Source organism: Solirubrobacter phytolaccae (genome assembly GCF_027587195.1).
GTDB lineage: Bacteria > Actinomycetota > Thermoleophilia > Solirubrobacterales > Solirubrobacteraceae > Solirubrobacter > Solirubrobacter phytolaccae.
Map to the genome: position 1 here is coordinate 173,819 of NZ_JAPDDP010000002.1, position 17,021 is coordinate 190,839.

19 protein-coding genes are annotated in these 17,021 nt (G+C 71.8%); 5 read left to right on the top strand and 14 right to left on the bottom strand.

Features of this window, described 5'->3' with window-relative positions; translation table 11 throughout:
- Window positions 1-24 precede the first annotated feature (24 nt).
- Window positions 25-903: a MauE/DoxX family redox-associated membrane protein gene (locus tag OJ997_RS01825; RefSeq protein ID WP_270023284.1), complete on the top strand. Its 879-nt coding sequence runs from the start codon at window positions 25-27 to the stop codon at window positions 901-903.
- Window positions 900-1,469, top strand: a complete 570-nt coding sequence (locus OJ997_RS01830) for a hypothetical protein (protein WP_270023285.1) — start codon at window positions 900-902, stop codon at window positions 1,467-1,469. The genes OJ997_RS01825 and OJ997_RS01830 overlap by 4 nt, the downstream gene beginning before the upstream one ends.
- Here the strand turns inward: OJ997_RS01830 and OJ997_RS01835 are convergent.
- The 8 genes from OJ997_RS01835 to OJ997_RS01870 form a co-directional block, all read right to left on the bottom strand.
- The gene (locus OJ997_RS01835; RefSeq protein ID WP_270023286.1) at window positions 1,445-3,133 is read right to left on the bottom strand and encodes a recombinase family protein; all 1,689 of its coding nucleotides are present in this window, start codon (window positions 3,131-3,133) and stop codon (window positions 1,445-1,447) included. The genes OJ997_RS01830 and OJ997_RS01835 overlap by 25 nt on opposite strands.
- A gap of 223 nt (window positions 3,134-3,356) precedes the next feature.
- Window positions 3,357-3,566, bottom strand: a complete 210-nt coding sequence (locus OJ997_RS01840; protein ID WP_270023287.1) for a hypothetical protein — start codon at window positions 3,564-3,566, stop codon at window positions 3,357-3,359.
- A 107-nt stretch (window positions 3,567-3,673) separates the two neighbouring features.
- Window positions 3,674-4,084 carry a hypothetical protein gene (locus OJ997_RS01845; protein WP_270023288.1) on the bottom strand — a complete coding sequence of 137 codons (411 nt, stop codon included), beginning with the start codon at window positions 4,082-4,084 and terminating at the stop codon, window positions 3,674-3,676.
- Between the two features lie 65 nt (window positions 4,085-4,149).
- A complete protein-coding gene (locus tag OJ997_RS01850) occupies window positions 4,150-4,449 on the bottom strand; it encodes a hypothetical protein (protein WP_270023289.1) in 300 nt (99 codons plus the stop codon).
- A gap of 202 nt (window positions 4,450-4,651) precedes the next feature.
- Complete coding sequence (locus OJ997_RS01855) at window positions 4,652-4,936, bottom strand: hypothetical protein (RefSeq protein ID WP_270023290.1); 285 nt, start codon at window positions 4,934-4,936, stop codon at window positions 4,652-4,654.
- Window positions 4,936-6,189 (bottom strand): phage major capsid protein, encoded by a 1,254-nt coding sequence (locus OJ997_RS01860; RefSeq protein WP_270023291.1) that lies wholly within the window; start codon window positions 6,187-6,189, stop codon window positions 4,936-4,938. The genes OJ997_RS01855 and OJ997_RS01860 overlap by 1 nt, the downstream gene beginning before the upstream one ends.
- Before the next feature lie 149 nt (window positions 6,190-6,338).
- Window positions 6,339-6,974: a phage tail protein gene (locus tag OJ997_RS01865; RefSeq protein WP_270023292.1), complete on the bottom strand. Its 636-nt coding sequence runs from the start codon at window positions 6,972-6,974 to the stop codon at window positions 6,339-6,341.
- A 141-nt stretch (window positions 6,975-7,115) separates the two neighbouring features.
- Window positions 7,116-7,394, bottom strand: coding sequence for a hypothetical protein (locus tag OJ997_RS01870; RefSeq protein WP_270023293.1), 279 nt, complete (start codon window positions 7,392-7,394; stop codon window positions 7,116-7,118).
- Window positions 7,395-7,875: 481 nt separating this feature from the next.
- Between OJ997_RS01870 and OJ997_RS01875 the strand changes: the two genes are divergently transcribed.
- Together OJ997_RS01875 and OJ997_RS01880 are read left to right on the top strand one after the other, a co-directional pair.
- Window positions 7,876-8,469 (top strand): hypothetical protein, encoded by a 594-nt coding sequence (locus tag OJ997_RS01875; RefSeq protein ID WP_270023294.1) that lies wholly within the window; start codon window positions 7,876-7,878, stop codon window positions 8,467-8,469.
- A 1-nt stretch (window position 8,470) separates the two neighbouring features.
- Complete coding sequence (locus OJ997_RS01880; protein WP_270023295.1) at window positions 8,471-9,259, top strand: hypothetical protein; 789 nt, start codon at window positions 8,471-8,473, stop codon at window positions 9,257-9,259.
- A 13-nt stretch (window positions 9,260-9,272) separates the two neighbouring features.
- Here OJ997_RS01880 and OJ997_RS01885 read toward each other — a convergent pair whose 3' ends face one another.
- The 5 genes from OJ997_RS01885 to OJ997_RS01905 all read right to left on the bottom strand — a co-directional run bounded on the left by OJ997_RS01885 (window position 9,273) and on the right by OJ997_RS01905 (window position 14,537).
- The gene (locus tag OJ997_RS01885; RefSeq protein WP_270023296.1) at window positions 9,273-9,545 is read right to left on the bottom strand and encodes a hypothetical protein; all 273 of its coding nucleotides are present in this window, start codon (window positions 9,543-9,545) and stop codon (window positions 9,273-9,275) included.
- Between the two features lie 38 nt (window positions 9,546-9,583).
- Window positions 9,584-9,949, bottom strand: a complete 366-nt coding sequence (locus tag OJ997_RS01890; RefSeq protein ID WP_270023297.1) for a hypothetical protein — start codon at window positions 9,947-9,949, stop codon at window positions 9,584-9,586.
- Window positions 9,946-10,896 carry a hypothetical protein gene (locus tag OJ997_RS01895; RefSeq protein WP_270023298.1) on the bottom strand — a complete coding sequence of 317 codons (951 nt, stop codon included), beginning with the start codon at window positions 10,894-10,896 and terminating at the stop codon, window positions 9,946-9,948. The genes OJ997_RS01890 and OJ997_RS01895 overlap by 4 nt, the downstream gene beginning before the upstream one ends.
- Before the next feature lie 78 nt (window positions 10,897-10,974).
- Window positions 10,975-12,960 (bottom strand): discoidin domain-containing protein, encoded by a 1,986-nt coding sequence (locus OJ997_RS01900; RefSeq protein WP_270023299.1) that lies wholly within the window; start codon window positions 12,958-12,960, stop codon window positions 10,975-10,977.
- On the bottom strand, window positions 12,957-14,537 hold the full coding sequence (locus tag OJ997_RS01905; RefSeq protein WP_270023300.1) for an alkaline phosphatase D family protein: 1,581 nt from the start codon (window positions 14,535-14,537) through the stop codon (window positions 12,957-12,959). Before OJ997_RS01905 ends, OJ997_RS01900 begins: the two co-directional genes overlap by 4 nt.
- Window positions 14,538-14,637: 100 nt before the next feature.
- Between OJ997_RS01905 and OJ997_RS01910 the strand changes: the two genes are divergently transcribed.
- Window positions 14,638-16,071: a hypothetical protein gene (locus tag OJ997_RS01910; protein ID WP_270023301.1), complete on the top strand. Its 1,434-nt coding sequence runs from the start codon at window positions 14,638-14,640 to the stop codon at window positions 16,069-16,071.
- A 276-nt stretch (window positions 16,072-16,347) separates the two neighbouring features.
- Here OJ997_RS01910 and OJ997_RS01915 read toward each other — a convergent pair whose 3' ends face one another.
- Window positions 16,348-17,016: a haloacid dehalogenase-like hydrolase gene (locus tag OJ997_RS01915; protein ID WP_270023302.1), complete on the bottom strand. Its 669-nt coding sequence runs from the start codon at window positions 17,014-17,016 to the stop codon at window positions 16,348-16,350.
- Between the last annotated feature and the right edge of the window lie 5 nt (window positions 17,017-17,021).

Here is a 17,021-nt window from a genome sequence, read left to right on the forward strand (position 1 = left end):
ATGCTGTTACCTTCGCGGCCGTCAATGGTGTCAGTCGTCGTCTGTCTCGCCCTGGGGCTCGGGTTGGTCGCCGCCGCAGGACTGAAAGCGGCGGGTGGTGCGTCCGCGCGTGCGGCGCTCACCACCTACGGCGTCCGTGAGCCCCGGCTCGCGACGGCCGTCTGGGGCGGCCTGATCGGCGTCGAGCTCGTGCTCGGCGTGCTCGTCGGCGCCGGGCTGGAATGGGCTTTGCGCGCCGCCGCGATCTTCCTCGCCGCGCTCACCGCCGCGCAGATCGCCGCGCTGGCCGCGGGCCGGGGCGGCGCGCCGTGTGCCTGCTACGGCGCGAAGGGCACGCTGTCCACGCGCTCGGCGGGCCGGACGGCCCTGTTCGCCGCGGCCCTCGCGCTCGCGCCGCTGCTGCCGAGGACGGACCCGAGCACCGAGACGTGGCTCGGCATCGGCCTCGGCGCGGCGCTGCTCGGCCTGGTGGCGCTCGCCGTCGTCGTACTCGCGCTCGCCCGTGAAGTCGGCATGCTGCGGCTGTCGGTCGCGCCCCAGGGCGCGCTCGAGGTCGACCACGAAGGCCCGGAGATCGGCGCGTTCATCGCGCTGGCGCACGACTTCGCGCTCGAACCCGGCACGCTCGGCGTCGCCGTCTTCACCTCGGAGGGCTGCGGCGTGTGCCGCGCGCTGAAGCCGACGATCGACAGCTTCGGCCGCCACCCCGCGGTCGAGCTGCGCAGCTTCGACGAGGTCCTCGACAAGAACGCCTGGGCGGCGGCCGACGTCCCCGGCAGCCCGTTCGCGGTCGCGCTCGACACGGACGGGACCGTGCTCGCCAAGGGCACGTTCAACACCGGGGCGCAGCTGGAGACCGTGCTCGCCGCGGCGGAGCGACGGCGCGGGGCGGTGCGCGCGTGAACGGCGGCCGGTTCGCGGACGACGTCGCCGCCTCCAGCTCCCGCCGTGGCTTCTTGGCCCGCGTCGGCGCCGCCGCGATGGGGGTCGCCGGCGTCAAGACGGTCGGCAGCCTCGTCGCCCCCGGGGAGGCCGAGGCGTACCACTTCTGCGGGCACATCTACACGACGGACTCCTGCCCGCACCCGACCGGCCTGCCGCGGATCGACAGCAAAGGCTTCCCGATCCGCGCGAAGAACGGCCGGCCCGTCGACGACCTCGGCCGCTACGTCGACGCCACCGGCCTGCCCCTCGACGACGACGGCGCGCCGCTGACGGACGCCGACGGCGCCCGCCTGCCCGCCGCGACGCGCACCGCGGTCTGCACGGCCACCGCCGACGTATACGGCTTCAAGCCCTACGTCGACGGTGCCTGGTACCGCTGCTGCGGCGGCAAGGTCCGCAAGCTCGTCGACTGCTGCGGCGCGGTCCGCAACCGCATCAACGGCGACAAAGCGCTCACGGGCTACTGCTACAAGGGCCGCAAGGTCTTCTGCGTCATGTACTACGACACCAAGGTCAAGTGCTGATTGTCGGGCTGCCGCTGAAGCGGCCCGAACGCGAGCGCGACGCGGCGTAGGAACGCGTCCGCTTCCCCCGCCTCCAGCGGGTCCGCGATCATGTCCAGCCGCACGGCGGGGACGACGAGGAGGTCACCTTCGAGCCCAGCCGCGAGGCCCGGCGCGAATCCACGAGGCTGCTCCGCGCGCTCGATCTGGTCCTCGTAGAGCTGCTCGGGGACGACGTGCACCTTCTCGAAGACCGCGGCCATCGCCGCTCGGAGCGCCTGGACGTCATCGCCGGCCGACCCGATCTGACCCGCGATGGCCGCGCGGAGTTCGGCGAGCCTGCGCAGCCCCTCGTGCTCGGCGTCGAGCCCGCCCAGCATCGCGGCGACCTCATCGGCGCGGGCGTGGAGCCGGTCGCGCTCGGCGTCGGCGGCCGAGAGCTCGTCGCGGAACTTGGCCGTCAGCCTCCCGTAGTCGGCGGCGTCGAGAGCGCCGCTGGCGTAGTCGCGGTCGAACCGATCGAGCGCGGACGCGGCGTCCGCCGCCTCACGGGCGGCGCGGGCGGCCTGTTCGCGCGCCGTGCCTTCGCGGCCCGCGAGCTGCTCAGCCAGCCGCTCGCGCGTTCCGTCGACGTCGAGTGCCCACCGCTCGAAGAGGCGCAGGGCGGGTACCTCGACTTCGGCGCGCCTGAGGATGGGCATCTGGCAGCCCTTCTTCCCGACCTGCTTGGCGGTCTTGCACTGGTAGGTCTCGCGACCGTTGCGTTCCGTGCGCGGCAGGAACGCCTGGCCACAGATGTCGCAGACCAGCATCCCGCGCACGAAGACGTGCCGGGCCGGAAGTCGCCCTCCACCCTTCGGAGTCCACTTGCGCGAGTTCTCGGCAATCCGCTGCGCAGCCTCCCAGATGGCCTCCTCGACGATCGCCGGATGCTCGCCGCGGACCCAGTCATCTCCGCGCCGGAAGTACCCGAGCACGCTCCGGCCGGTGATGACCTTCCGGATCAGCGCGACGGTCCACATCGAGCCGCGCCGCGGGCGAACGCCGTCGAGCGTCAGCGCCGCGAGCACCGCGTTGTACGCCGACGTCTGCAGGTAGATGTCGAACATCCGACGCGCCACGGGCGCCTCCACCGGGTCGGGTTCCCAGTGGCCGTCATCCCGCTTGCGGAAGCCGTAGGCGGGCACGCCCCACGGGCCTTTCGTCGGGTCGCGGTGACGGATGCCCCGCCGCACGTTCGCGGACAGGTCGTCGGCGTACTTGCTCGCCTGCTTGCTCGCGAACCCGATCAGCATCTCGTTGGTGATGAACTCGTCGTCCTCGACGGTGCGGAGTGTGACGCCGACCGCGCGCAGGTCGTAGAACAGCTTTCCGAGCGCGCGGGCCTCTCCAGGCTTGCCGCTGCCGCGGGCGAAGCGAGAGCTGATCGACGCCCAGAGCTCGGCTCGTCCGTGCCGTGCGGCGGCGCTCTCGGCCGCCTCGATGGCACGCCGCAGGTCTGGCCCCCGGTCGCCCTTGGACCCCGACGCGTGATCGATGAAAGGCCCCGCGCACTCGAAGCGCTCCTGGTCGCTCTCAAGGCGTGCGCGAACGTCTTTCACCTGGTCACCGGTGCTGTCCTTGCCGGGCTCCTCCGCCTTGGAGCGCGCCGCATAGATCACGACGGGGATGGTGGGCGCGCTCATAGCTCCCGTTCCCCGACGGGCGAAACGGCGGTACGATTCGTGGTGAGCATCGAGCCTCCTTACAGGCTTTCTCGGTGTTCCGGCCCGGGGACGTGTGACGACGTCACTCGGGCCTTTCTACGCCTATAGGCTGTCGTGGCCGGTAGCCATTCGGCAACGCTGCTGGCGGATCGCGCCTAAACGGTCGGTCGCCCAGCGCGCACCGTGGCTAGTCCTCACGCCGCTACGTGAGGATGGACCAGCCGCCCATGGCCTCGTCGGCGCGGCGAGCGCCATCGAGCTCGCGCAGGGCGTCAGCGACTTCGCCGGGGCGCAGCTCGCCGCCGAGGCCTTCGGAGATCTCCTCGGGCTGCCAGTTGCGCCCGCCGTTCGCCGCGAGGAAGTCGTAGACCGTCCGCGCGTCGTCGCTGAGGTTGTCCAGTGGTTCTTGCACAGTCAGGGACCGTACAGCGCGGGGCGGGCGCTAGGCAAGACTGCCGCGAGCCGATGCCCGGCCTTCGTCGGAGGACTCTGCGGCCGCATGGGCCGGGAACGCGGCGCTCAGCGCTTGGCGAGCTGGAGCGACCAGGCGGCGAGGATCGCGGCGGCGAAGCGGCCCTGGGTCCAGGCGCGCGACGCGGTGTCCTGGGGGATCTGCGAGACGAGCGGGCGCAGCGGCGCGACGGCCGAGCGGCCGCCCTCGCCCTTGGCCACGTCCAGCAGCGCCTTCGGGCTGGAGAAGCCCGCCAGCTTGGCGATCGTCTTCGGAGTGGGCTCCTCGCCCTGATCCTTGAGCAGCGTCGTGACGAGGTCGCGGACGAGCACGTGCTGCGCCGGTCCCTCGCCGTGCGACTTGCCGCGGATCTCCTTCGACAGCTTGACGGCGGCGCGGACGTCGTCGCTGTACTTGGTGGCCGCGTGCTTCGGCTTGGCGGCGCGCTTCTTGGCGGGGGCGGCGGTGGGTTCGCTCATGCCGCTGAAGCTGTCGTGTCGGGCTCCGACTGCCAAGGCCGTCAGGTCGTGGCGACTACCGCGGGTCAGGCAACCATGCGCAGCAGGCCGGAGCCGCGCCCGATCGTGGCGAAGTCGTCGACCGGCCCGTTCAGCATCGGCGCGAGCCGGGCGACTGCGAGGACGTGACGCCGGGCCGGGAGCCGGTGGAAGGCCTCTCGCCAGTCGCGCTCCGTGGCGTGCAGCGCCTCGACCCAGTCGCGCAGCTCCTTGCCGTCCTCGACGAGGGCGACGTCGGCCAGCGCGCGCTCCCAGGCGGCGTCGAAGCGAGCGCCCGCGGCGCGCTCAGCGGCGAGTCGTTCGCGGACGATCTCTGCGGTGCTCATGCGTTGAGCGTGTCGTGGCCGCACGACGGCAGCGCGGAGAGGCGGGCCAGCCGGGGAAAGGAATGAAACCCGGCCAGCCCGTCTCCGAACTGCTCCCCGGCGGCGAGTGAGCTGCGCCGCCGGGGCCCTGCGCCGGACCCGACGACGAGGAGGATGAGGGTCCGGTTCCCGCGGGGCGAGGATCAGGCGCCCCGAGGCTTGGTCAGTCCTGGTGCGCCGCGTCGTGCTCCCGGAGGCGGCGACGGCGGTCGACGAGCCTTCCGCCCTGCTCGAGTCCGCGCGAGGCCAGATGCTCGTTGAGCTCCGGGCCCTCCATCGCGTCGAACACGTCCGTCGCTGGCGCGCTGGGCGCGGGCTCGTCGGCGGCCAGCGCGTCGGCGTCGACCTGCCAGTTGTCGGGGACGGGGTCGCCCGCGAAGACGAGCCGGCGGACTTCGGCGCCGTTCACGTCCTCGGCGGCGGTGGTGTCGATGGCCGCGACCCTCATCACGGCGCCTTGAACCGCACGACGGCGAACGCGGCGGGCTCCCAGACCGACAGCGCGAACCGGCCCTCGCCGAGCAGCGTGACGCGGTTGCGGACGAAGTCGTCCTGGTCGGAGTCCGAGGCGAGCACCTGCACGCCCTCGCGGACCCAGACCGTCGCGCCGCGGGCGGCGTCACCGACGAGCGCCGAGCCCGACGCCACGCCCGTGACCGGCAGCGCCGGGGTGTTCCACAGGCGCTCGGCCGTCGCCACGAACGGGCCGCCGCTGAAGTACTCGCCCGAGCCGGTGGTCTTGGCCTTGAGCATGTCGGCCCAGTCGCGCGGGTTGAGCGCGATGAAGTCCGGCCGGGCGTCCTTGAGCATCACGGCGACGAGGCCTTCCAGGGCCTGGTCGGCGGCGAGCTCGGAGGCGTTGTACGCGATCTCCGCGACGCCGGTCGTCTTCATGATGCCCTTGATGTTCTCGCCCAGGCCGTCGCCGTTGACGATCTGGCGCTCCAGTCGGCGCAGGACCTTGTAGGTCAGCCGGTTGCGCAGCACCTCCCCGAGGGCGGCGACGTCGGCGAGCTGCTGGCGCTTGACCTTGACCCACTCGGCGATCGTGCGTGCCCGCGCCTCGGCGTCGAGCAGGTCCACGCCGCCCTGCGGCTTGACGGCGCCCTCGGCCGTCTCGGCCGCGCCGACGTCGAGCTCCCCGGTCTCCTGGAGGTACTCGATCATGTTGCCGTCCATCGGGGCGGACGGGAACAGGTCCAGCAGCGTCAGCGGGCGGCGCATCTGCTCCCGGACGCCGAGGTGACGGCCGTGCCGGCCGCCGTCGCCGACCTCCGCGATGCCGGGCGTCGCGGCCATCATCCCGCCGCCCGCGTGCTGGCCGAGCATGGCGACGAGGTCGTCGCGGGCCACGCCGATGCCCAGGCGCATCCCGTTGCCGATGGGCGCCGAGCTCGACGCCGTGGCCTCCAGGACCTCCAGCGTCCGCGGGTCGTTGAGGAAGCTCTCGCCCGAGAACGAGCGGGCGACGCCGCCGACCTGCTCCAGCAGGAACCGCTCCTCGTCCTCGATCATCTCGACCTCGGCGTCGGCCGAGCTGAACTTCGCTCCCGCCCGCTGCATCCGCTTGAACTCGGGCCAGTCCGTCACCGGCCCGTCGTGGCTCGCAGCCTCGAAATCGGCCTTTGCCTCGTCGCGCTCCTCGCGGGCGTCCTTGCGGGCCGTCCGCGCCGCCGCCGCGCGCTGCCGGACATCAGTCATCCGGTCTCGCATCGTGCTCGTCATCCGGGTCCTCCTCGTACTGCCCTGCGCTTGACTCCGGATGTCGATCGCTCATATAACCGAGCCCGGACCTTGCCTTCGATGCTGTCGTCCAAAACCGGCGGAACGAACGCGGCGGCCCCGCGGGGCTACTGCTTGATGACGAAGTTGAGGACCTGGAAGGGCGGCATGTTGTTGTGCGGCTGGTCGCCGCCGGTGGTCCACAGGTCGGTCGCGGTCGGGAAGTACGGCACCACGTGGCTCGTGCCGCTGCCGCCCGAGGCGTTCACGCCCGTCTGAAGCACGCCGCCGAGGCCCGACGCGGCGCGCGGCGCTGCGGCGGGCAGCTCAAGCGCCGTCAGCGTGTGCTTCTGCGCGCCGCCCGCGCTGCCGAGCGCGTCGTTCGCGTCCTGGCGGTTCGCCGAGCCGTCGACGCCCACGGGCACGCGGCCGCGGAGGTCGGGCAGGTTGAACGTGCTGAAGCCGTTGCCCGCGCCGTACGCCGTGCCGATGGCGGCGAAGAGGGCCGCGTACGTCGTGCGGCTCACGGCCGCGCCGTCGCACAGGAGCCATCCGGTCGGCGCCTCGGATCGGGCGGTGGCGATCACCGAGCCTGCGGGCGTGGCGGCGGCGACGGCGGCCGTCGTTGCGGCGTCGATGGCGGCCTTGACCATCGAGTCGACCCTGTCCGAGATCGCGTTGACCTGGGGCGCGAAGTCGGCGTCGTCCGTGTTGTCGTAGCGCGGGATTCCGAAGTTCGGAGTGGTGGCGGGCGTGCCGGGCATGCGGTTCCTTTCGAGGGCTCGTCGTCGCAACGCACGTTGTCGTCACGAACCGGCGGAACCGCCTGGCCTGGCAGAGACGCCCGGGCTACCGCTGGCCCTCGCGGCGCCCCTCCTCGGCCCGAGGCTCGCCCGCTGCGCCCGTCAGCTGCCCGTGGCCCTCAGCTGGCGCCCGACCGGCCGCCCGCCGCGCCTGAGCCGCGCCGCCTCCCACTCGTCCATGTCCGCGAAGGGGTCGGGCGGGAGCCCGGCGAACTCGTCGGCCACTGCGCCGTCCTTCGCGAACGCGTCCATGCCGTTCAGTCGGCCGAGCGCGCGGGCGGCGCTCGCCTTCGCCTCCAACGCCTTCCCCGAGTTGCTGCCGTCGGACGCCAGCACGGCCCGCAGCGCCTCGCGGATCAGGTCCTCGTCGTCGGCCGCCATGCGGCGCATCCTGGCGTCAGCCCCGGACGCGGGGGGGGAATCCGCGGTGTTCTTCCTCGGAAGCGGCGGGAGTCGCACTTGGGCCGATCTCGTTTCATCCTCAGGCCGCCCCCCTGGCGCCGTGACGCCGCGCGGGCGCTGCGGAGCGCTCCGGCCTTGACACGGGCTCGGATCGTCGTACTTGTCCGTCTCGCTGGACCGAAGTTGCCGAGCCCCAGCCGGGCTCGCGCGGTATCCATGTCGACCGAGGAGCCGATCATCGAACTGATCGCCGTCCTGGCCGTCCTCGCCCTCGTGCTGCAACTCGGCGCGACGGTGCTTGCGCTGCTCACCTACCTGCGCAAGTAGCGGCGCGTTTAGCCCCGGTTCTCCAGGGAGCCTCGCCCGCGAGCGGGTGGGGCTCCCCGCTCAGGGGACGGCGCGTGCGGCGAGAGAACTCCCTTGTTCCGCCGCTGGCGCTTCTATTCTGACCATTCAAGCAATGAATGACACGAACTCCTCCAGCGGCTACAAGCTAACGCTCGTGGGCGACGGGATCACGGTCGAACGGGATCTCGACGGCGAGACCGCCATGAACGTCATGTCGATCCTCTTCGGCGGGAAGGCGCCGGAGATCGCTCAACCATCGTCGACGGGCTCGACCAGCAAGCCCAAGGCTCCGGCCCGCCGGCGGGCTCGCACGACGGGCGAGAGCGACGACGGCAAGCCGAAGAAGAAGCGCCGCAGCGGACTCCCTGGCGTGGTCAAGGATCTGAGCATGCGCCCTGCCGGGAAGAAGTCATTCGCGGACTTCATCGAGGAGAAGAAGCCTTCGACACACCAGCAGAAGCAGGCGGCCATCCTCTACTGGCTGAAGCATGAGGCTGGCCTCGACAGCGGTGTCACAGTGGACCACGTAAACACGTGTTACCTGGAGGCGAACTGGCCGCGCCCGGCGCAGATTCCCAACGCCTTGAGCGTCACGGCGTACAAGAAGGGCTGGATCGACCCGAGTGACTTCGACGACATCAAGTTGACGACGCGCGGCGAGGACATGGTTCAGCACGATCTGCCGCCGCAGCCGAAGAAGAAGTAGCTTGGCCGACCCGCCGCCCCTGCTCCCCGAGGATGTCTTCTCGGACCTGCCCGACAGGTTGCGCGAGGAGCTCCTCGACTCCTTCGGCAAGATCGTCCAGAACTTCAGCGAGCATCGCTGGGAGCCCGCCGAGCTCAACGGCGGGAAGCTGTGTGAGGTCGTCTACTCCATCGCGAAAGGGATGATCGACGGGCAGTACCCGGCAAGCGCGTCGAAGCCCAGAAACATGGTGCAGGCCTGCCAGCAGCTCGAGCAGTCCTCCGGCAGTAGCGCGCCGCGTTCCGTACGAATCCAGATTCCGCGGATGCTCGTCGCCCTATACGAAGTCCGCAACAACCGGAACGTCGGGCATGTCGGCGGCGAGGTGGACCCGAGCCATATGGACGCCGTTTGCGTCCTGCAGATGTCCAAGTGGATCGTCGCGGAGTTGATCCGCGTGCTCCATCACCGACCCGTCGAGGAAGCGTCCGCCTTGGTGGACGCGCTCGTCGAGCGGGAGACACCAATCGTGTGGAAGGTCGGAGGCAAGAAGCGCGTCCTCGACACCAAGCTGTCGATGAAGGACAAGGCGCTGGTCCTGCTGCATGCGACCTCCGGCACCGTGACGGAGGCCGAACTCGTCGCGTGGGTCGAGCACTCCAACGCGAGCGTGTTCCGACGCGATGTCCTACGGCGCGCGCACAAGGAGAAGCTGATCGAGTACGACGCCGGCTCGCGGACGGTGGACATCTCGCCGCTTGGAGTCGAGCACGCCGAGCGATTGCTCGCTGCAAGGAACGCCGCCGGCTAGACGACGGCCCGACTCAACCCAGGAGCGCTGCGGCGACGACCTCACGCTCGATCCGCCCGCGGTCGGCGGCGGGCCGGGCCGAAGTCGGCGGCGCGACGCACTCGCCGCAGGAGGCAGCGAGGTCGTCCGTCGTCCGGACGGGCTGGCGCACGTCGACTACCTTCGTCACGGGCGCGCCGCATCGGCAGGTCCCGTCCCGGTACAGCACGAACCGCTCGATGCGCGCGATCTCCGCCGCGATCCGATTGTCCTCGTCCCGGTCGCCCGTCATCCAGTCCGCGTTCACTTTGGCCTCCGCTTCGTCGTCATGCGCTCAGCCTGTCGTCAAGGCCCGGACAGCTCATCGGGGTCGAGTGTGAGCGCGACGGCGGTGACGAGGTGCCGCCGGGTCTGCGCGGCGAGCTCGGCGGCCAGCACGTCGAGCGTCCCGCCGGTCGTCGCCGCGACGAGCAGCAGGTCCATCGCGGGCAGGTCCTCCGGAGACTCCATCGCGAGCATGTAGCGCGCCCCGGCGATCGTCTCCCGCTGCCGCGGCTCAAGGGCAAGGACCGCGTCGACGACCCAGCGCGCGAGCGGCAGCCGGGCGAGATCGGCGTCCGCCTCCGCGGCGATCTCGTCGAGCTGCCAGACGTCGACGCGCTCTGCGCTCCTGGCGGCTACGTGCATGGCGAGGTCGGTCATGAGGCTCATCGGCCCTCCGTGTCTGCTTCGTTGCGGTGCATTGCCGCCGCTGCCGACGACAGCATCGAGGCGTACCCGACGCCTCTGGAGCCATCGTCATGAGCGAGCACGCCTGTTCCGTCCCCGGCTGCGACGAACACATCGCCGTCTTCCCCTACAACCTCACGATCGTCGGCTACTGCGTGACGCACGGGAACCTCCTGCGCAGCCTGGTCGAGAGCTTCAACATGCCCGCCCGCGCCGCGATCAGCTTCGACGCCCAGCGCGCCCGCTGGGAGAACGAGGCCCGCAACCGGGCCGCCCGGTAGGAACGTCTTGGTGCCGTCGCGTTTGCCGCGCTTCGGCATTGACCCGGCGTAGCGGATCACGCCTCGCCTCTCCAGCCAGGACAGCGCGCGCCGCGCCTGCGCGTGATGGCGGCAGTGCCCGCGCTGAACCGCCCAGTTCGACGCGTAGGGAAGAGGCCGGTCGTCGATGCTCGCCAGCCTCAAACCCCAGAGCAGCAGCATCTCCCGGTAGATCACCGCCGCGAGCGGGGGCGCGTCGCTCGGAAGCGACGGCGCGGCGACCGCGGCGGGCGTGAGCCGTCCCGCTTCGTGCTCCGCGAGCAGGAAGTCGTTCCACTTCTCCGAGCCCTCGCCGTTCTCCGTGTGCACAGGGGTAGGGGCAGGGGCAGGAAGAGGAGCAGGAGAACCAGCCTCGCTTCGCTCGGGCTGAGCTTCGCCCAGCGCCAGGAGTGCATCGGCATCGACAGGAACGCGGTCGTCGTGGTACCAAGCCGCGTAGGCAAAGGACGACTCGGCGCAATCCGGGTTCGGGCACTTGAGCTTCCCGAGACCGTCCCCGTCGGCCTCCTCGCCGCTCGGCGCACCGACGACCGCGCGGAACCCGCACGCGTGCCGGAACCGCGCGCCGTCGGGTTCCGCGTAGAGATCGACCTTGGTCGCGCGGGTCATCGCTCGCCTCCCGTACCCTGAAGCTCAATGCGAGCGGGCACGAACAACGGCAACGACACCAAGGTCAAATGTGATTGATCACGGGTTCGTCGTGGCCAGGGTCAGGGTCACCGTGCCCGAGTAGGTCCCGGAGCGGAGCGACTCGGTCGCGCCGATCTGCTGCCGGAAGCCGACCGTCACCTCGTCGTTGCTGACCGGCGCGTTCCAGGCCGCCTTCGACAGCGTCACCTGGAGCGGGTTCGCCAGCGAGAACGCGCCGTTGCGGAGGTGGACCGGGCCGGAGGCGGTCAGCGTCGCGTCGCCCGCCGTGGAGATCACGGTCGCCGTCGTGGACGTGTCGTAGATCGCCTCACGGCCGGGGACGAACGTGCCGAAGGTCGCGGGTGCCCCGAGTTCGAGGGAGAGCGTCGCGGGCACGGTGCCGCCCGCGCCCCCGTCCTCCTGCACCGACCGGTCGAGCACGAGCGCGGCGAGCTTCCACTCGGCGCCAGCGTCGCCGCTGAGCGTCAGATCGACGGTGCGACCGCCGGCGCCGCCGTCGAGGACGAAGCGCTCCCACGCGAACTCGCGGGCCTTCAGCGCCGCGCCCGGGCCGACGAGCGTCTTCCCCTCGGCCTTGACGATCAGCGAGCCGGTGGCCGCGGTCACGTCGCCACGCAGCAGCGCCACCCGGTGCTTCCCGGGCGGAACCGCGAGCCGCAGCGTCGCCTCGCCCGTGGCGTAGACGTGGTCACGGCGCAGGGCGTCCGAGCCCGCCCCGCGGTCACGGCCCGTGGGCCGGACGCCGCCGGACCAGCCGGCGGTGGCGCCCTCGGTCCACACGTCGCTGGGCGAGATCCGCGTCCAGCCGCCGATGATGACCACCGACGATGGCGTGCCGAAGTCCCGCGCCTGAGCGAAGAGCGGGGCGTCGGGCTTGACCCACACCGTCGCCGTCGGGGCGCCCTCGACCTTGCCGCCGCCGGTGGCGGGCGTCGCGCGCCCCGTGAGGATCACCTCAGGCTGCAGCCCCGGTTCCGGGAACGGCATCGCGGGCGGCGTCACCGGGACGTTGACGGTCTGCGTCGTGCCCGGCGCGATCGTCACGCGCACCGGCTGGACCGTCCAGCCCGCGGGCGCGCCGACGGTCACGTCGACCGGGAGCGGGTCGTTGGTCCAGTTGCCCGCGGTCACGGTGGCGGTCACCGGCTTGCCGGCGAACAGGTCGTTCGGGACGGTGAGCGCCGACGCCGTGACCGCCGGCACGTCGACCGGCACGCCGATCGGGATGAGCTCGGCCGCGGAGGCGAAGTTGTTGCGCCCGGCGGTGATCGTCAGCCGGAGCTTGCGGACGCCGCGGGCCGGCGTGGTGAGCTTCGCGCTCTTCATCAGCTCCGACGCGCCCCAGGTGCTGGTGCGGACGTCGGTGAAGGTCGTGCCGTTGGTGCTGACGGCCAGCGTGTAGCCGTTGATGTGGCCGTTCAGGAGGCCGTCGAAGCGCGGCTGGTAGCGCAGCTCGGTGATGTCGTAGACGCCGCCGAGGTCCAGCGTGATCGACTGCGGCAGGCTGCCCGCGGCCGAGCGCCAGATGGTCGCGGGGTCGCCGTCGACCGCCTTGGAGGCGTCGTCGCTGCCCTGCAGGCTCGTGGCCGTCGCCGTCATGCGGGCGTGGGGGACGCACTGCGTCGCCGGGTCGGAGACGACCTTCACCGGCGTCGAGGCCTGCACCGTCGCGCCGAGCTGGTAGCCGAGCTCGTAGTCGCCGACCGGCGCGTCCGGGGCCACGCGGACCCGGATCGGCATGGCGACGTCCTGCCCGACCGGCGTGTAGCTCGACCACTGCGTCCGCGACGGCTGCAGCGGTCCGGTCGGCTTGAGGAACAGGTCGCCGTACTGGTGGTCGGCGGTCGTGTTGTGCAGCGAGACGCGCAGCTGCTCGAAGCCGATGCAGCGCAGGATCTCGAGTCGCTCCACGCTGGGCGTGAACTGGACCTGGTCATCCTCCGCGCCGGGCACGCCGACGGCGGTGCCGCTGAGCGCCGCGACCGCGAGCGAGAGGGCCGTGAAGCCGACGATGCGCCTCATGCCGCCTCCATCTCCGGGTTGCCGTTTTCGACGACGTAGCTCGCGCGGGTCGAGACCGGCGCGTCGGGGCGAGTGATGTAGGGGACGACGCGGTAGTCCGTGCGCCACTCGTCCGGCGTGACGGTGCACGTGACGTAGCCGCGCAGGCTGGTGGTCATCCGCAGGTGCGGGTTGGCGGCGTACAGGTCGGACGCGTTCGGCGTCTGCTCGGTGCCGTCGCCGGCGCTGGAGATCGACGAGCACGTGAACTCGGGCGCGACGGTCTTCGCGTTCGCCTTGCGGTAGTCGCCCTTCACGTGCGACGCCTGGTGGCGGTGCACGTCGCCGCACAGCACGACCGGATTGGCGATCTTGCGCTGCTCGATCGCGTCGACGACCCGGATGCGGTTGGCCGCGTACCCGTCCCAGGAGTCGTTGCCGACGGTGACCGCCGAGCCCGGGTCGGAGTCGAGCTGGCCCATCAGCACCTGCTGGGCGAGAACGTTCCAGCGGGCGGGCGAGGCGCTGAGGCCGTCCAGCAGCCACTGCTCCTGCGTCGCGCCCATGATCGTGCGCGCCTCGTCGAAGCGGGCGTCGCCGGTGACCTGCGCGCTGCGGTACTGGCGTGTGTCGAGCACGTTGAACTCGACGAGGTCGCCGTAGCGGAAGCGGCGGTAGAGCTGCAGGTCCTTGCCCTTGGGCTGCTGCAGCGGGCGCAGCGGCATGTTCTCCCAGTACGCGCGGTAGGCGTTCGCGCGCCGAACCAGGAAGTCGGCCTCGGCGGCCGGCGTGGTGAGGTCGGCGTAGTTGTTGACGACCTCATGGTCGTCCCAGGTGACGATGAACGGCGCGACCGCGTGGGCGGCCTGCAGGTCCGGGTCGGTCTTGTAGAGCGCGTAGCGCTGGCGGTACTGGTCGAGCGACTCGCTCGGGAGCTGCGCCGACGCGGGGATCGGCGTGTTGCGCGGGCCGCCCACGGGGTCGGTCGCGAACTCGTAGATGTAGTCCCCGAGGTGCAGGATCACGTCGGGGTGCTCGTTCGCGAGGTGCTTGTAGGCGGTGTAGAAGCCGGCGTGCCAGCTCTGGCAGGAGACGAACGCGAACTTGAGGTCGCGGTTGCCGGACGCCGGCGCGGTGCGCGTACGGCCGGTCGCGCTGCGCTCGCCGTCGGCGACGAAGCGGTAGAAGTAGTCCCGGCCGGGCTCGAGGCCCTGCACGTCGATGTGGACGCTGTGCGCGAACTCGGGCCGCGCGACCGCGGTGCCGCGTTGGACGACCTTCGTGAACGCCTCGTCGTCCGCGAGCTCCCACGTCACGTCAACCGGCGTGTACGGCATCCCGCCGAACGGGTCGAGCGCGTCGGGCGCGAGCCGCGTCCACAGCACGACCGAGTCCGGCAGGGGATCGCCCGACGCGACGCCGAGCGTGAACGGGTAGCCGCCGAGCGCGCCCGCCTTCGAGTAGGCGGTGCCCGTGCCCGGAAGGCGCGTGCTGAAGGCGAGCACGGCCGCCGCGCCCGCCAATGTGAGGAAGCGCCGTCTGGTGCCCAGAAGGGCCTCAGGCCTGGCCTCCGCCAGTTCGTCCGTGAACCGCTGCATACATCCCCGTTCCCTTATTGACCGGCGGAGTCTCTGGGCGGACGGGCGCGCGGGGGTTACCTGGGCGTGAACTCAGGATCGCTCCGTAAGCTGATCGACAATGGTCGAAGTGACGTTGATCGCGCTGGCGCTCGTCGCCGGCGTCACTGGCGCGTGGTCGCCGTGCGGGTTCTCGATGGTGGAGACGCTGGCGCCCTCGGGCTACGCCGGACGGATGCGGGTCACGGTCGTGGCGTGCACGACGTTCGCGCTCGGCGCGCTCGGCGGCGGCGTGGTCACGTTCGGCGGGCTCGCGCTACTTGGCTCCTGGCTCGGCGCCGCGGCGCCCGCGATCGCCGCGCTGATCGCGCTGGCCGCGGCCGCCGGTGAGGCGCGCGGGGCGCGGATCATGCCGCAGGTCCGGCGCCAGGTGCCGGAGTCCTGGCGGCGGGTCATGCCCGTGCCGCTGGCCGCCGGCCTGTACGGCGTGCTGCTCGGGCTCGGCTTCACGACCTTCATCCTCACCTTCGCCGTGTGGGCGCTCGCGGGCGTGTCCGTCGCGCTCGGCGACCCCGAGCTCGGGCTGGTGATCGGCCTGGCCTTCGGCGTCGGCCGGACGCTGCCCGTCGTGATCCTCGCCCCGTTCGGCGGTGGTGCCGCCCACGCCGCGATGGCCGAGCAGCCGCGGATCCTGCGCGGCCTGCGGCTCGCGGACGCCGCCGCGCTGGCCGTCGTCGCGGTCGCGCTGTTCGCCGCTCCGGCGCAGGCGCAGGTGTCCGCCGCCGCGATCGGCTTCGCCGACCCGAGCGTGGACGGCCAGACACTCGCGCTCCACCGCCCGGGCGGCGTCGGCGAGCTGCGCGGCCCGACCGTCAACCGGCCGCCCGTGACCGGCAACCATCCCGCCGTCGGCGGTGGCCACACCGCCTGGATCGAGCAGGGCCACGTGATCATCGACGCCGCGCACGCGATCTCCGCCCCGGCCGCGGACAGCGTCGCGGTCTCGAGCACCTTCGTCGTCTGGCGCCAGGGCACCGAGCTGTGGGCCGCGTCGCTCGCCGAGCTCAGGCCCCGCCAGGCCGTCGTGGGCCGGATCGGCCGCCCGGCGCTGAGCGGCAACCTCCTCGTCTACGACGTCGACGGCCGGATCGAGTCCCTCGACCTCGCCACCGGCGTGCGCACGATGCTCCGCCGCGAGGCCCGCGCCCAGCTGCGCGGCCCGTCGATCGTCGGGCTCGAGCTCACCTACGTACGCGCGACCTACACCCGTCAGCAGGTCCGCGTCGGCCGCCTCCGCCCGCAGCGGGTGTCCAGCGACGCGGCGATCTACGGCACCTACCCCACCGCCCGCCGCGACGCCGGCCACGAGCCGAACCGCTTCCCGGCGAAGGGCCACATCAACAAGCCCCTGTGGGAGCGCCCGCCGGCCGGCGTGCAGGACACGCTGACCACGACCGCGGGGACGTCGGACGCGATCTACGTGACCCGGGTCCGCAAGCGGCCGGGCGAGACGCCGTTCGCGACGGTCTTGGTCGTGCCGCGCGTGGCCGCGTGAACGGCTAACGGCTGATCACACCCGCGGGCGCCGCGCACGTGCCGTCAGGGTGATCCGTCAGTTGACCCCCCTCAGGGGCGTCAAGTGACGGATGACGTCGCAGGACGATGTTCGTTTCGCTTTCGGCCCGAGCGAATGCCCGACGGGGAACGCAACGCGTTCCACAGTCCGGGGAACCCGGCTCATCTGCACAAGAGCGCACCGGCCGCGACGGGTCAAGAAATTCGCATGCGAAGCGCGAATTTCTTGACGCGGCGCCCGACGGTGTGCTCGCCGTTACAGCCAGTCTTCGAACACTGGCAGCAACGCCCGCGCATCATCAGCCACGGCGTCCGCATCAGCCAACGCTTCGACCGTATACGGCCCAGTCGCCACCGCCGCCACGCGAACCTCGTCCACGCGGGCACAGGCGATGTCCCGCGGCGTGTCACCGATCACGACCGTCCGCTCACGCGGCCACGCAGGATCTGAAGCACGCCCACGCGCGATCGCCGGCAGCTCGCCCCGCTCCTCGTGGTCTGAGCCGAACCCGCCCTGGCCCGGCTCGAAGTAGTGCCCGATGCCGGCCGCGGCGAGCTTCCGCCGCGCGACCGCCTCCAGGTTCCCCGTCACCAACGACAACCGGAACTCGTCGGGCCGCGCCGCCAGCGCGTCCAGCAACTCGACCATGCCCGGCGCGACTTTCGCGCTCAGGTCCGGCGGGCAGAGCCGCTCGTACTCGGCCACGGTCTCGTCGACCCACGCCTCGTCGACCTCGCTGACGCCCGCGGCGGTGAGCAGATCGCGCGTGATCGCGCGATCCGTGCGCCCCGCGTACTCCACCGCGTCCACGACCGACAGGTCGACGCCGTGCACGCGACCGGCTGCGGTGCGCAGCGCGATCGCGTGCTCGTGCGAGGCGCGCTGGAGCAGCGTGCCGTCGATGTCGAAGAGCAGGAGGAGCAAGCCGC